The 13509-nt window shown below is 64.8% G+C and carries 15 protein-coding genes; 8 read left to right on the forward strand and 7 right to left on the reverse strand.

The features are described from left to right. The first annotated feature begins 23 nt into the window (after positions 1-23). The 4 genes from ACIGGF_RS20530 (at position 24) to ACIGGF_RS20545 (ending at position 3200) form a co-directional block, all read left to right on the forward strand. Positions 24-860, forward strand: a complete 837-nt coding sequence (locus ACIGGF_RS20530; RefSeq protein WP_397523002.1) for a PHP domain-containing protein — start codon at positions 24-26, stop codon at positions 858-860. Then, positions 857-1471, forward strand: coding sequence for a MarC family protein (locus ACIGGF_RS20535; protein WP_397523003.1), 615 nt, complete (start codon positions 857-859; stop codon positions 1469-1471). The genes ACIGGF_RS20530 and ACIGGF_RS20535 overlap by 4 nt, the downstream gene beginning before the upstream one ends. Then, positions 1468-1761, forward strand: coding sequence for a hypothetical protein (locus ACIGGF_RS20540; protein WP_397523004.1), 294 nt, complete (start codon positions 1468-1470; stop codon positions 1759-1761). Before ACIGGF_RS20535 ends, ACIGGF_RS20540 begins: the two co-directional genes overlap by 4 nt. 233 nt (positions 1762-1994) lie before the next feature. Then, entirely contained in the window at positions 1995-3200 is a 1206-nt protein-coding gene (locus ACIGGF_RS20545; RefSeq protein WP_397523005.1) for an NADP-dependent malic enzyme, read from the forward strand. A gap of 92 nt (positions 3201-3292) precedes the next feature. On the opposite strand, the gene ACIGGF_RS20550 is transcribed toward ACIGGF_RS20545, so the two are convergent. Genes ACIGGF_RS20550 through ACIGGF_RS20565 form a run of 4 tightly spaced genes read right to left on the reverse strand, consistent with a single transcriptional unit; the run spans position 3293 to position 6769 of the window. Further along, on the reverse strand, positions 3293-3985 hold the full coding sequence (locus ACIGGF_RS20550; protein WP_397523006.1) for an ABC transporter permease: 693 nt from the start codon (positions 3983-3985) through the stop codon (positions 3293-3295). Then, a complete protein-coding gene (locus ACIGGF_RS20555) occupies positions 3982-4647 on the reverse strand; it encodes an ABC transporter permease (protein ID WP_397523007.1) in 666 nt (221 codons plus the stop codon). The genes ACIGGF_RS20550 and ACIGGF_RS20555 overlap by 4 nt, the downstream gene beginning before the upstream one ends. Continuing rightward, positions 4644-5795: an ABC transporter ATP-binding protein gene (locus ACIGGF_RS20560; RefSeq protein ID WP_397523008.1), complete on the reverse strand. Its 1152-nt coding sequence runs from the start codon at positions 5793-5795 to the stop codon at positions 4644-4646. The genes ACIGGF_RS20555 and ACIGGF_RS20560 overlap by 4 nt, the downstream gene beginning before the upstream one ends. Next, positions 5795-6769, reverse strand: a complete 975-nt coding sequence (locus ACIGGF_RS20565) for an ABC transporter substrate-binding protein (RefSeq protein ID WP_397523009.1) — start codon at positions 6767-6769, stop codon at positions 5795-5797. The genes ACIGGF_RS20560 and ACIGGF_RS20565 overlap by 1 nt, the downstream gene beginning before the upstream one ends. Positions 6770-6983: 214 nt before the next feature. Between ACIGGF_RS20565 and ACIGGF_RS20570 the strand changes: the two genes are divergently transcribed. Then, positions 6984-7862: a glycine betaine ABC transporter substrate-binding protein gene (locus tag ACIGGF_RS20570; RefSeq protein ID WP_397523010.1), complete on the forward strand. Its 879-nt coding sequence runs from the start codon at positions 6984-6986 to the stop codon at positions 7860-7862. Here the strand turns inward: ACIGGF_RS20570 and ACIGGF_RS20575 are convergent. From ACIGGF_RS20575 to ACIGGF_RS20585, 3 genes are read right to left on the reverse strand one after another with little or no spacing between them, the layout of a single operon-like run. Further along, positions 7818-8771, reverse strand: a complete 954-nt coding sequence (locus ACIGGF_RS20575; protein WP_397523011.1) for an alpha/beta hydrolase — start codon at positions 8769-8771, stop codon at positions 7818-7820. The genes ACIGGF_RS20570 and ACIGGF_RS20575 overlap by 45 nt on opposite strands. A 13-nt stretch (positions 8772-8784) precedes the next feature. Further along, a complete protein-coding gene (locus ACIGGF_RS20580; RefSeq protein WP_397523012.1) occupies positions 8785-9618 on the reverse strand; it encodes an SDR family NAD(P)-dependent oxidoreductase in 834 nt (277 codons plus the stop codon). Further along, positions 9615-11180, reverse strand: a complete 1566-nt coding sequence (locus ACIGGF_RS20585; protein ID WP_397523013.1) for a flavin-containing monooxygenase — start codon at positions 11178-11180, stop codon at positions 9615-9617. The genes ACIGGF_RS20580 and ACIGGF_RS20585 overlap by 4 nt, the downstream gene beginning before the upstream one ends. A 69-nt stretch (positions 11181-11249) precedes the next feature. On the opposite strand from ACIGGF_RS20585, the gene ACIGGF_RS20590 reads away from it, so the two are divergent. The 3 genes from ACIGGF_RS20590 to ACIGGF_RS20600 all read left to right on the forward strand — a co-directional run bounded on the left by ACIGGF_RS20590 (position 11250) and on the right by ACIGGF_RS20600 (position 13508). Further along, the gene (locus tag ACIGGF_RS20590; RefSeq protein WP_397523014.1) at positions 11250-11897 is read left to right on the forward strand and encodes a TetR/AcrR family transcriptional regulator; all 648 of its coding nucleotides are present in this window, start codon (positions 11250-11252) and stop codon (positions 11895-11897) included. Between the two features lie 274 nt (positions 11898-12171). Then, positions 12172-12657: a helix-turn-helix domain-containing protein gene (locus tag ACIGGF_RS20595; protein ID WP_032373665.1), complete on the forward strand. Its 486-nt coding sequence runs from the start codon at positions 12172-12174 to the stop codon at positions 12655-12657. Continuing rightward, positions 12654-13508, forward strand: coding sequence for an IS3 family transposase (locus ACIGGF_RS20600; protein WP_397523015.1), 855 nt, complete (start codon positions 12654-12656; stop codon positions 13506-13508). Before ACIGGF_RS20595 ends, ACIGGF_RS20600 begins: the two co-directional genes overlap by 4 nt. Position 13509: the final 1 nt, after the last annotated feature.

Here is a 13509-nt window from a genome sequence, read left to right on the forward strand (position 1 = left end):
GGCGAGCCTGGAACACTGTCGAGGTGCTCATCGATCTCCATACCCACTCGACGGCGTCCGACGGTACCGACAGCCCGGCCGAGCTGGTCCGTGCAGCGTCGACGGCGGGCCTGTCGGTGGTGGCGCTGACCGACCACGACACCACGTCGGGCTGGGACGAAGCGGCTGCGGCCGCTCCTCCCGGTCTGACGCTGGTGCCCGGTATGGAACTGTCGTGCACCGGGCGCGGTGAGGACGGCACCCCGGTTCCTGTTCACCTGCTCGCGTACCTGTTCGACCCCGCGGACGAGGCGTTCGCGGCCGAGCGTGCGCGGCTGCGAGGCGAACGGGTGACCCGGTTGCGTTCGATCGCCGAGAAGATGGCGGCCGACGGTCTACCGATCGATCCCGACGCGGTGCTGGCCTCGGCCGGGGACGCCGCCGGACGACCACATCTGGGCCGGGCGCTGATCGACGCCGGATACGTCCCGGACATGAACGCGGCGTTCGCCGGGCCGTTGGCGACGAGCGGCAAGTACTACGTCGAGAAGGCCGATACTCCGCTCGAGCTCGCAGTGCAGATGATTGCAGCGGCGGGCGGGGTGAGCGTGCTCGCGCATGCTCGGGCCCGCGCGCGTGGTCGCATTCTCGACCTGGACCAAATTCGGGAACTGACTCCGTTGGGGCTGAACGGAGTCGAGGTGCATCACATGGATCATTCGCCCGAGGACACTGCCGTGATGGCGGATCTCGCCGCCGAACTGGATCTGATCGTCACGGGGTCCTCCGACTACCACGGGACCAACAAGACGGTGAAGTTGGGCGAATACACCACTGCCCCAGAGCAATACGATCGAATCGTTGCGGCGGCTCGCCCATGACCTTCGATGTGACGCTCTACCTGACCGTTCTGATCACGCTGTTCGTGATCATGGACCCGCCCGGCGCGATCCCGGTCTTCCTGTCCCTGGTCGGCCGCAAGAGCAAGGAGGCCCGAAACAAGGCCGCGTGGCAGGCCCCGGCCGTCTCGTTCACCGTCATCTCGGTGTTCGCCATCGGCGGCCAGGCCATTCTGAGCTACCTGCACATCGGCATTCCGGCACTGCAGGGTGCGGGAGGGTTGCTCCTTCTGCTCATCGCACTGTCGCTGCTCACCGGTAAGGGTGCGGGCGGAGATACCGCCGCGGAGGACGTCAACGTCGCACTCGTGCCGCTCGGCACTCCGCTGATGGCCGGCCCCGGTGCCATCGCTGCGGTGATCGTCTACGTCAGCCAGGCCGACGGGTATGTCGGCTCGCTGCTGACCATTGCGCTGGGCATCGTCACCATCCATGTCCTCTTCTTCTTGGTTCTGCGATTCTCGACGGTATTGATTCGCCTTCTCGGCGAAGGTGGCATCTCGTTGCTGGCGCGCATTGCAGGCCTGTTGCTCGCCGCCATCGCGGTGCAACTGATTGCGGACTCGGTCCGCGGATTCGTGGCCGGCGGATGACCGGGGCCGGGGCGAGCGCGGGACTGCGCTTCCTGCGCGGGCTCAGCGGTGTCGTCACCGCAGGTCTGGTGGTTCTCGCGATCGGGGTCGCCGTCGCGCAGTATCTGGGGCACTCCCGCGGCTTCCCGGGGCCAGGGGTGCTTTCGGTCGGTGCGCACATCGCGGCCGCCGTGGTGGCCGTCGTCGCCCAGCGCGTCGCAGATCATCGGCGCGGGTTCTCGGCGTCCGTCGGTGCACTCGTGGTCTTCGTCGTCACGGGCTTGGTGCTGTGGACGCAATGGTGGCAGTGAGGCACTTCTGACTCTGTGGTCAGTTGGCCGGGCGGTGTGGCACACTGGGGCCACCGATCGGGCTACAGCCCATCGTTGATCGTGTCGGAACACCCACCGCACGTGCGAGAGACGTTCTCGGCAGTCTGCAGCCAGCACTGGCGCACTCCGGGACAGCTCATTCCCAGAATCACTCACTTCGTTGACATGCGTCGCCTTGCTGGTCGAGGTCGACAGTGCGAGGAGCTTTCACCGTGACGGCAGTCGAAGACACCACAGCAGCAGAATCGGCACCGGCAACGCCGGCCGCGATCACCGACGAGGAGATCTTCGCGGGACATCTCGGCGGAAAGCTGTCGGTCGAGTTGGCTGCACCGCTCGAGACCCAGCGTGATCTGTCCATCGCGTACACCCCCGGAGTGGCCCAGGTCAGCCGCGCTATCGCCGCCGAACCTGCGCTGGCCAAGCGGTACACCTGGACCGATCGTCTCGTTGCCGTCATCTCCGACGGTTCCGCGGTGCTCGGCCTCGGCGACATCGGCCCCCGGGCGTCGTTGCCGGTGATGGAAGGCAAGGCGGCGCTGTTCAAGAAGTTCGCCGGTCTGGACTCCATTCCGATCGTTCTCGACACCCACGACGTCGACGAGATCGTCGACACCATCGTGCGGCTGCGGCACAGTTTCGGTGCGGTCAACCTCGAGGACATCTCGGCTCCGCGCTGTTTCGAGATCGAACGCCGCGTCGTCGACGCGCTCGAGTGCCCGGTCATGCACGACGATCAACATGGAACCGCCATCGTCGTCCTCGCCGCGCTGAACGGGGCCGCGAAGGTTCAGGGCCGCGACACCTCGACGCTGAAGGTCGTCATCTCCGGCGCCGGGGCAGCGGGCGTGGCGTGTGCCAACATGCTCTTGCTGGCCGGCATCGAGGACGTGGTGGTGTTGGACTCGAAGGGCATCGTCTCCTCGGATCGCCTGGACCTCACCAGCGTCAAGACCGATCTCGCAGCGCGTACCAACCCTCGTGCACTGTCCGGCGGAGCGGCCGACGCTCTGGCCGGTGCCGATGTGTTCCTCGGTCTGTCGGCGGGCAAGGTCGACGAGGCCTACATCGCCTCGATGGCACCGCAGGCCATCGTGTTCGCACTGTCGAACCCCGATCCGGAGATCCACCCGGAGGTGGCGCGGAAGTATGCCGCCATCGTCGCGACCGGACGCAGTGACTTCCCGAATCAGATCAACAATGTTCTCGCCTTCCCCGGTGTGTTCAAGGGTGCGCTCGACGCCGGCGCGCGTCGCATCACCGAAGGCATGAAGCTCGCCGCTGCCGAGGCAATCCTCTCGGTTCTCGGCGACGAGTTGGCTGCGGACAAGATCGTGCCCAGCCCACTCGATCCTCGTGTCGCCCCGGCCGTTGCGGACGCAGTTGCGGCAGCAGCGCGAGCCGAGGGCGTCGCGTAGGAGAACGGAAAGAAGCACCGGCGAACCCAGCCCTACCCGGGCCGGAGGTTCGCCGGTGTCTTTCGTTCGAAAGGTAATTCCGTGGAGCCGGGTCAGACCTTCGCCAGTCCGGTCGGCATGCGGCGCAGCCGGCCGGTTCCCGGGACGGAAGTCCATACTGCGAGGGCGAGCAGTCCGTCGACGACGAGCGTCAGCACGGCCACCAGAATCGCGCCGACCAGAACCCGTTGGTAGTCGTACAGCGCGAGGCCGTCGAAGATGTAGCGGCCGAGTCCGCCGAGGTTGACGTAGGCGGCGATCGTCGCGGTGGCAATGATCTGGAGAGTGGTGTTGCGCAGGCCGCCGAGGATCAGGGGAAGGGCGTTCGGAATCTCGACGCGGAACAACACCTGGGTTTCGGTCATACCCATGGCGCGGGCGGCGTCCACCACGTGGGAGTCGACATTGGCGATTCCGGAGTAGGTACCGGCGAGCAACGGCGGAATGCCGAGCAGCACCAGTGCGATGATCGGCGGAATCAGCCCCAACCCGATCACGAGCACCAGAAACACCAGGATGCCGAGGGTCGGCAGCGAGCGTAGTGCGTTGACGAGGCCGACGATCACGGCCTCACCGCGTCGTAGATGACCGATCAGCAGGCCGACGGGAACCGCGATCGCGGCAGAGATCAACACCGCCAGCAGGCTGTACCACATGTGCTCGATCAGCCGGGCACCGATTCCTGTCGGCCCGGACCAGTTTCCGCTGTCGAGGATGTACGAGAAGGCCTCCGAGAACAGGTTCATGAGCGTGCCTTCTTCTTCGACGAGCCGCTGTCGAGTCGCGTCCACGGGGTGAGTCGACGGCCCAATAGAAACAGGGCCGCGTCGAACACCAACGCCAGGAATACGATCGAGATTATGCCCGCGAATATCTGGTCGGGATAGTCACGCTGATAGCCCTGGGTGAAAAGCTGACCGAGACCGCCGATGCCGATCACCGAACCCACCGAGACCAGTGAGATGTTCGTGACCGCGACGACTCTGATGTTGGCGATGAGCACCGGAAGTGCCAGTGGCAGTTCGACGGTCACGGCGCGGCGCAACGTCGAGTAGCCCATCGCCTGAGCAGAGTCGACCACTGCGAACGGCACCGAGTCGAGAGCCTCGGGTACTGCGCGTACCAACAGCGCGGTCGAATACACGGCCAGAGCGATCACGACGTTCAGGGGATCGAGAACAGGGAGACCGACCACTGCGGGGATGGTGACGAACAGTGCCAACGACGGAAGGGTGAACGCAATACTGGCCACCGTCAACGTGATTCGACGAACCCAGCGAGTGTTGCGAATGACGGTTCCCAGAGGGATGGCGATCAGCAGCCCGACGAACAGTGGGACCAGCGAGAGGTAGAGGTGTGTCTTCGTGTAGCCGAGAACGACATCGAAATTGTCGAACAGCCAGGTCACCGGTCTGCGTCCCCGGCCGTGCGGAAGTGGTGCCGATTGCGCTCGGAGTCCTCGGACTTGCGTTGTACTGCAAGGTTTTCGAGTATCTCTGCGCCGTCGACACTGCCCACGGCCGCCCCGGACGAATCGACCGCAACGCCGATGCCCGACGGCGACGAGATCGCGGAATCGAGTGCCTGCCGCAGGTCGCCGCCCTCGAGGAACAACGACCCGCCTGCAGCTGTGCTGTCGTCGATGCTTTGCCCGCCGCGCACCTTCTCGACGCCGGTCGCATCGATCCACCCGAGTGGACGTCGCTGCGAATCGACCACCAGAACCCACTGACCCTGGTCGAGCCGAAGACCGCTCACCTCGTCCTGCGTGGCCGTCTCGATCGGGTGCATCGTCACCGATTGCGCCGAGCGGAATTGCAGCCCTCGGTAGCCGCGGTCGCGACCGACGAAACCGGCCACGAACGGAGTGGCAGGGGCCGCGAGTACGGTCTCGGGCTTGTCGTACTGCTGTAGTCGGCCCTGTGGTCCGAACACCGCGATGTGATCACCGAGTCGGACGGCTTCGTCGATGTCGTGGGTGACGAAGACGATGGTCTTCTTCAGATCGGCCTGCAGACGCAGCATCTCCGTCTGCAGTTCTTCACGAACCACCGGGTCAACCGCGCTGAAAGGCTCGTCCATCAACAGGATGGGCGGGTCGGCGGCCAACGCTCGCGCCACGCCCACCCGTTGCTGCTGCCCACCGGACAGCTGCGCCGGATAGCGCGTGGCGAACGCCGGGTCCAGACCGACTCGCTCGAGGACATCGAGCGCAGCCTTGCGAGCTGCGCGACGAGACTCGCCGTTGAGTACCGGCACCGTGGCGACGTTGTCGACGACGGTGCGATGCGGCAGCAACCCGGCACTCTGGATGACGTACCCGATACCCCGGCGTAATTTCACGGCATCGATGTCCGCGATGTTGCGACCGTCCACCGTGATCGTTCCCGACGTGGGGGTGATCATGCGGTTGATCATCCGCATCGAGGTGGTCTTGCCGCAGCCGGACGGCCCCACGAACACGGTGAACGAGTGCGGCTCGATCACCAGGTCGAGGGAGTCGACCGCCGTGGTGCCATCCGGGTACGTCTTGTTGATCTGCTCGAAAGTGATCATCAGCTGACCGGCTGGTCCAGACCCTTGTCTGCGACCCAGTCCGCTGCTGCTGCCGCCGGTTCGGCCTTCTCGTCACCGGACACCCGCGTGTTCAGCGCAATCAGCTCCTCGGTGGTGATCTGAGCCGACACGGCGTCGAGAACCTCGGTGAGCTTGTCCGACTGCTTGGACGTGCGCAGCACCGGGATGATGTTCTGCGCGGCGAAGTTGTTTTCCGGATCCTCGAGAACGACAAGATCGTTCTCTGCGATCGAGGGCGCGGTGGTGAAGATGTCCGCTGCGACGACCTGCCCGGAGACCAGCGCCTCGACCGTGGCCGGGCCGCCGCCGTCGGAGATCGGGATGTAGTTGCCGGGCGCGATGTCCAGACCGTACTTCTCGCGCAGACCGGGCAGGCCGCCGGTGCGCTCCTGGAATTCCGGGGTACCGGCGAAGGTGACCTCGGACGAGAACGGAGCGAGGTCGCCGATGGTGGTGAGGTTGCGCTCGGTGGCGGTCTGGCGAGTGACGACGACGGCATCCTTGTCCTCGCCGGGAGCCTGCGCCGTCACGGTGAGATCGTCACCCAGTGCGGCGGGAAGCGCAGCCAGCACGTCCTCCGAAGAGGTTGCGGTCGCGGACTCGTCCAAGTACTGCAACAGGTTGCCGGTGTAATCGGGAATCATGTCGATCGACCCGTCACGCACTGCGGGGATGTAGGCCTCGCGGCTGCCGATATTGAGCTTGGTGCTCACCTCGAAACCATTGGCACGCAGCGCCTCGGCGTAGATGTTCGCGACGGTCTCGGACTCGGGGAAGTTGGCGGAGCCGATGATGATCGAGTTCGTGTCGGTGTTGCTCTCGCCGCCACCGCTGGACAGTGGATCCGAATTACCGCCGCAGGCGGTCAGGGCGGTGACCGAGAGAGCCAGTGCGGCGGCAGCTGCTACCGCTCTCGGAGCGGAGAACGCACGCGTGATTCGGGAGGTGGTCATGGTGTCCTTCCATCGGTTCGGGCACAGTCCTACCCATCTCCGGCGAACACCACCCGGGCTGCGGGGGCACCGCCCGAAACCAGGACTCGGGTTGCTCGGCATGGTAGTCGAATTCAGCGTGCCCATAAGGTTGGTTCGACTACCGTCTCGTTCGCACTAGTGCCCCGCGGTCGAGATCGGTAAACCCCATGGGCAGTGAACAGGAGAAACTACAGTGCGTTCGTCGGTTCTGGCCACGGTCGCGGTGATCTCGATCGCCGGACTCCTCGGCGGTTGCAGTACCCCGACCGAGCCTGCCGCCGGGCCCATCGTCGTCGGATCGGGCAACTCGGATATCTCGCGGTTGCTCGCGTCCATCTACGCCGGGGGACTGCGCTCGACGGGAGCGGTCGTCTCGGTGAGAGAGGGCCTGGCCGATCGGGCCGACTACCTCGCGGCGCTGGACCGCGGTGAGGTGACGATGGTTCCCGAGCTCACCGGCGACCTACTGCGCACCTTCGACAGCTCGGCCGCGGCCACCGAGGCGGAGGATGTGTACACCGAACTCAACCGGTCGCTGCCCGCCGGATTGTCGGTGGGGGACTACGCGACGGCCGAGGATCGACTTGCCATCGCGGTGGCGTCGGGCAGCGAGGTGGGCGACGAGACGGTGACGGATTTCCTCGATCGTGAGGAAAGAACGGTGGGAATCGTGGACGGCCAGGTCGACCCGATGGATGTTCTTGCGCAGGGTACGGCGAGTCCCACGTTCACCGGGGCGTCGTTCACCGAAGTCGTCCCGTATGCCGACGCGCAAGCCGCCGTCGACGGGTTGAACGCAGGGGAGGTCGACGTATTGGCCATTCGCACCGCGTCGTTCGGACCACTCGCCAAAGACCTCACGACTCTGCCCGACGACGACAGTGTGTATCCCGCGCAGAACGTCGTTCCGCTCTATCGCAACGGGGTTCTGAGCGAGAACGCCCTCGAGTCGTTCGCGGTGGTGGCGGGGGAGCTGACGACGGCGGACCTCGCCGACATGATCGGCGAGGTCCGCGGTGGAGCGTCGTCAGGCGATGTCGCTGGCCGCTGGCTCGGTGAGCGCAACCTGTGAGGCGTCGTTCGTCGAGGCCCTGACCTTGCGGCCCAGGTACGAGCCCATGTGGTGGACGGCCTGAGCCGCCTCTCGCAGGATCGAGGCCTGTAGATGGGCCACGTGCCAGAGCTTCTTGTATTCCACGTGCTCGAGCTCCACGCCCGACAGGCGTAGCTTGTCCGCGAACGCGGTGATCTGGTTGTACAGAACTTCCTCGGTGCCGACGTGCATCACGATCGGCGGCAGGCCGTCCAGGTTTCCCAGCAGCGGAGCGAAGCCCTGGTCCAGAGGATCGCCCGCGCCCAGATACGCGTCGGCCGAGCTGTAGGACCACCCGGTGTTGACCACCATGTCGCGGTCCTTGACCGCGTCTCGGGCTCCGGGGTCGACCCACGGCGAGATCAGTCCGAGGGCGGCCGGGCTGGTGCCGTCGTCCACCAACCGCCGGGCGGTGGCGACCGTGAGACCGCCACCGGCAGAATCGCCGGCGATGGCGATACGGTCCGCGGAGAAGCCGTGAATGCGGACCAACTCGCGGAACGCCGAGACCGCGTCGTCCAAACCGGCCGGGAACGGATCTTCCGGAGCCAACCGGTAGTCGAGTACGTAGACGGCGCTGGCCGATTCCCGGGCCAGGTGTGCGGCCAGCGACCGGTGCGTGTTGATGGATCCGATCGTGTACGCGCCGCCGTGCAGGTACAGAATCGCAGTGTCGCGTTCGGTGGCACCGACGGTGACACGCTCGGCTTTGCGGCCCGCGAGCGTCAACTTCTGCGCGACGGTTCCGTGCGGAAGGGTTTGCGCCGGAGCCGCGGCCTCGAGAAGGGCCCGCTGCGCGCGGAAAGAGAGACGCGGATTGAGCGCGAGGCGGTAGAACGGCTTCAGTGCGGCCGCCACGATCGGCAGGGGAACGTAGAAAGACTTCATGATCGGTGCCCGTCTACTTCTTCGTGCGCGGCAGCGCACGCTTGGACACCGCGGCGATCAGGCCCTGGTATCGCGAACCGGTGATGCGCTGCAGCAGATCGAGCGCGATCGCGTCGGATCCGATGAGCACTCGGCCTCTGCCCTTCTCGACACCCTTGAGGATGGTCTTGGCCGCATCGATCGGGGTGGTCTTGGCGAGCTTGCTGTCGAAGAACTTGGCCACGTCGGCCTGGTCGAAGTTCTCGGCGACGGTGGCATTGCGGGCGATGGCGGTCTTGATGCCGCCGGGGTGAACGACGGTCACCTTCACCGGAGCCTTGGAGATCAGCATTTCCATCCGCAGCGATTCACTGAACCCGCGCACGGCGAACTTCGCAGCGTTGTACGCGGACTGCGACGGCATGGCCAGCAAACCGAAGAGGCTGGAGATGTTGATGATGTGGCCGTCGCCGGAGGCCTGGATGTGCGGCAGAAAAGCCTTGGTGCCGTTGACGACTCCCCAGAAATCGACGTCGACGATGCGCTCGATGTCCTTGAACGAGGACTTCTCCACGTCACCGTGGTAAGCGATGCCCGCGTTGTTGTAGATCTGGTTGACCTTGCCGAAGTGCGCGACCACAGCTTCGGCGTAGTCGAGTACGGTCTCGCGCTGGGAGACATCCAGGAAATCCGACTTGACCTCGGCACCCAGAGCTTCGACGCGTCGGACGGTCTCGTCGAGCCCGTTGGTGTCGACGTCGGACAGTGCCAACTTCGCTCCGCGTCCGGCCAGTTCGAGGGCCAACGCGCGGCCGATTCCCGATCCTGCGCCGGTGACGACGGCTACCTTGCCTGTGAATGTGCTCATCGAGCGGCCACCCTGTCTGTGTTGTTGCCGGCGTTCGCCGAAGTTCCGGAAGTGAGGTCTGCTGTGGCGACGCTACGGTACGCATCGAGATCGAACTGCTTGGTCATTCTGCGGAACTCGAAAGTGAAGCCCGGCCACAGGGTCGTGTTGTTGCCGTGCTTGTCGAGGTACCAGCTGGCGCACCCGCCGTTCATCCAGACGCTCTTGGACAGCTGATCCTGCAGGGTGACGTTGTACTCGTCCTGCACGTCCTTGCGCACCTCGATGGTGCCGATGTCGTGCTTGTCGATGGTGTTCAACGCGTCGACCAGGTAGTTGATCTGAGATTCGATCATGAAGACCATGGAGGTGTGTCCCAGGCCGGTGTTGGGCCCCACCAGGAAGAACATGTTGGGGAAGTTGGCCACAGCTGCGCCCTTGTAGCCCTGCTGACCGCCGTCCTCGAACGTCTCGGCCAGCGTACGACCGTCCTTGCCGGTGATTCCCTGGTACGCAGGGGAGTCGGTGACGTGGAAGCCGGTGGCGACGACGAGCGCGTCGATCGGCCGCTCGGTGCCGTCCTTGGTCACGATCGATCCGGCGCGGACCTCCTCGATCCCGTCCGTCACGAGATCGACGTTGCTCTGGGCGAGAGCAGGGTAGTACGCGTTCGAGATCAGCATGCGCTTGCAGCCGATGCGGAAGTTCGGCGTCACCTTCGCGCGCAGCGCCTTGTCCTTGATCTGGGTGCGCAGGTGGTTCTCCGCCGCCCACTGCAAGGGCTTCATGAAGGCCTGAGCCTTGGCCAGTCCGACGACCTGGGTCTCACGCATCGCATAGATTCCGGCGCGCGAAAGACGCTGGAAGCCGGGAACGTGCTTGAAGGCGAAGCGCTCGAGCTTCGTGTATGGGCGATCGGCGCGGGGGAGGATCCACGGCGCGGTGCGCTGGTACACGTCGAGGTGCTCCACCTGGCCGGCGATGGCGGGCACGATCTGGATTGCCGATGCGCCGGTGCCGATGACGGCGACGCGCTTGCCGGCGAGCGAGACGTCGTGGTTCCACTGTGCCGAGTGGAAGACGTCCCCCTCGAAGTCGTGGATGCCCTTGATGTCCGGCAGATTCGGCTCACACAGCGCGCCGACCGCCGAGACGACGATCTTCGCGGTGTAGTTGCCCGAGGTGGTCTCGACGTCCCAGCGGCTGGTCTCGGAGTTCCAGCGAGCCGACGTCACATCGGTACCGAACACATGCTTCTCCATGACGCCGTACTTGCGCGCCACCCCGGCGATGTACTTCTGGATCTCGGGCTGGGTGGAGAACGACCGGGTCCAGTCGGGGTTCAGAGCGAACGAGTACGAGTACAGGTGCGACGGCACATCGCATGCGGCACCGGGGTAGGTGTTGTCGCGCCAGGTGCCGCCGACGTCGTGGCCGCGCTCGATGACGACGAAGTCCTTCTTGCCTGCCTTCGTCAGCTTGATCGCGGCACCGAGGCCGGCGAATCCGCTGCCGATGATCAACGTATCGACGTGACGCGGCGTCGTTGCACGGTCCGAAGTATCTGTTACGGGAAGACTCATGTAGGGAAGCGTAGAAGCTTACTGAGTGTGAGTCAATAGTTATTGACTAATATTCAGTAGGGTGATTGCATGGCGTACGTGAACAGCCCGGGCGCATCGACGACCAAGAGGACCAGACTCAGTCCCGAGCAACGCCGCGCTCAGTTGATCGAGCTCGGCACCGAGATGCTGGCCGAACGACCCCTCGAACAGATCTCCGTCGAGGACATCGCAGACCAAGCAGGTGTCTCTCGCGGTCTACTGTTCCACTATTTTTCTTCCAAGCAGGACTTTCATCTGGAAATCGTCCGGGAGGCCTCCCGATCCATGATCGAGCGCACGGCCCCCGATCCGAGCCTCGAACCCTTCGAGATCCTGCGCGACTCCATCGCCAACTACGTCGACTACGTCACCGAGAAGCGAAACACGTTCATCTCGTTGCTCCGCGGAACCGCGAGCGGCGACCCCCTGATGCGTGAGGTCTTCGAGCAGACCCGCACCACCATGGCCGAGCGGACCCTCGTCCAACTCGCCGACCTCGACATGGACGTGACGCCCACCATCGACCTCGCCGTACGCGGGTGGATCGCCTTCGTGGAAGAAGCAACCATCACCTGGCTCCGGAACCCACACATCAGCCGCGACGAACTCATCGACCTCAACGTCAACGCCCTGCCTGCCGTCGCACTTGCCCCTGGCATGATCACCGCACTGCTCGGAGCCGAAGCGGACGCCTGAGCTCTTACGCCCCCCGCCCCCCGTCCGCCCCCGCCTCCCCGTCCGCTCCCGCCTCCCCGTCCGCTCCCGCCTCCCCGTCCGCTCCCGCCTCCCCGTCCGCTCCCGCCTCCCCGCCGCGTCAATGGACCGTTGCACACCGCTCAGACGTATGCAAGGGTCCATTCACCCAGGTCGGGGCCGTGCGTCAATGGACCGTTGTACTGCCCAGACGCATGTGCACCGCTCCCCGGAAGTTGGACTGAGTAATTCAGTTCCAACTACCGGGGAGTTTTGTATGCGTGCACGAAGTTCACTTACCGAGGATCAGCGGGTCGCGGCGGTAGCGTTGTTCGAGGATGGTGTGGGTGCCGTCTCGGCTGCTGCGAAGGTCGGTGGCGGGGCAGGCCCAGTGATCTTGCTCTACGACCGGTGGCGGGTTCGAGGGAGGAATGCGTTGGTGGAGAAACCGGATCGACAACACTTCTCGTTCGAGTTCAAACTTGCTGTAGTGCAACGTGTTTTGGCTGGCGAGAACAAGATCGAGCTCGCTCGCGAGTACGGACTGTCGTCGGCGAAAATCATCGAGCCCTGGGTCCGCGGATACCGCCGCGACGGCGACGAGGCGCTACGACCGAAGCGGGCGGGACGTCGACCGGCACCGGGAGTCGATCCAGGGGAGGCCAGCGAACTGGACCGCCTCCGGGAGGAGAACGAGCGGCTGCGGACACAGGTGGCGTACCTGGGAAAATTGCGGGCCTTGAGGGAACAGGGACGACGGTGAAGGTTCTCGCTGTCATCGCCCTCAAGGCGCAGTACCGACTCGATGTGTTGCTCGACGTCGCCGGCTTGGCTCGGTCGACGTTTTTCTACCGTCAGGCGCAGTTACGCAGGCCCGATCCGAAGGCTGCGTTGAAAGCGGCGGTGACCAGGGCGTTCGAGGAAAGCCACCGACGCTACGGGCATCGACGCGTGCACCGAGTCCTCGTCGACGCGGGGTGGCGGGTGGCGAAGAAGACGGTGCTCGCGGTGATGCGTGAGCTCGGGTTGGCGTGCCGTGTGCGGCGCCGTCGACGGTATGCCTCGTATCAGGGTCAGGTCGGGGCGGTCGCGGCGAACATCCTCGACCGCCAGTTCACAGCTACGGCCCCGAACGAGAAGTGGGTCACCGATGTCACCGAGTTCCGGGTCGGGGATGCGAAGTTGTACCTGTCGCCGGTGATGGATCTGTTCGATCGTCAGATCATCTCGTATTCGATCGGTCGGTCCCCGACGACGGAGTTCACCAACCGTTCCCTGCGGGCCGCGTTGGCTACCCTCGGCGAACACGAGTGCCCAATTGTGCACTCGGATCAAGGATTTCACTATCAGCACTCGTCGTGGCGGCGGTTGCTGGCCGATGCGGGAGCGATCCAATCGATGTCCCGCAAAGCGAACTGTTACGACAATGCGATCATCGAGAACTTCTTCGGTCACCTCAAAGAGGAGATGTTTCATCACGTCCGATACCTGAACCTCGACGCCTTGCACACCGCGATCGAGGACTACATCGACTGGTTCAACAACGACCGCATCTCGCTACGTCTCGACGGCCTGAGCCCGGTGCGATACCGAGCCCAGGCCCTCGCGGCCTAGG

Origin of the sequence: Rhodococcus sp. NPDC078407 (assembly GCF_044542515.1) — a bacterium.
Lineage (GTDB): Bacteria > Actinomycetota > Actinomycetes > Mycobacteriales > Mycobacteriaceae > Rhodococcoides.

What these genes read in the sequence shown, in the direction of transcription:
- ACIGGF_RS20560 (WP_397523008.1), bottom strand. Translation starts at nt 5,795, where the DNA reads ATGATCACTTTCGAGCAGATCAACAAGACGTACCCGGATGGCACCACG.
- ACIGGF_RS20580 (WP_397523012.1), bottom strand. Translation starts at nt 9,618, where the DNA reads ATGAGCACATTCACAGGCAAGGTAGCCGTCGTCACCGGCGCAGGATCG.
- ACIGGF_RS20540 (WP_397523004.1), top strand. Translation starts at nt 1,468, where the DNA reads ATGACCGGGGCCGGGGCGAGCGCGGGACTGCGCTTCCTGCGCGGGCTC.
- ACIGGF_RS20575 (WP_397523011.1), bottom strand. Translation starts at nt 8,771, where the DNA reads ATGAAGTCTTTCTACGTTCCCCTGCCGATCGTGGCGGCCGCACTGAAG.
- ACIGGF_RS20550 (WP_397523006.1), bottom strand. Translation starts at nt 3,985, where the DNA reads ATGAACCTGTTCTCGGAGGCCTTCTCGTACATCCTCGACAGCGGAAAC.
- ACIGGF_RS20595 (WP_032373665.1), top strand. Translation starts at nt 12,172, where the DNA reads ATGCGTGCACGAAGTTCACTTACCGAGGATCAGCGGGTCGCGGCGGTA.
- ACIGGF_RS20590 (WP_397523014.1), top strand. Translation starts at nt 11,250, where the DNA reads ATGGCGTACGTGAACAGCCCGGGCGCATCGACGACCAAGAGGACCAGA.
- ACIGGF_RS20565 (WP_397523009.1), bottom strand. Translation starts at nt 6,769, where the DNA reads ATGACCACCTCCCGAATCACGCGTGCGTTCTCCGCTCCGAGAGCGGTA.
- ACIGGF_RS20585 (WP_397523013.1), bottom strand. Translation starts at nt 11,180, where the DNA reads ATGAGTCTTCCCGTAACAGATACTTCGGACCGTGCAACGACGCCGCGT.
- ACIGGF_RS20535 (WP_397523003.1), top strand. Translation starts at nt 857, where the DNA reads ATGACCTTCGATGTGACGCTCTACCTGACCGTTCTGATCACGCTGTTC.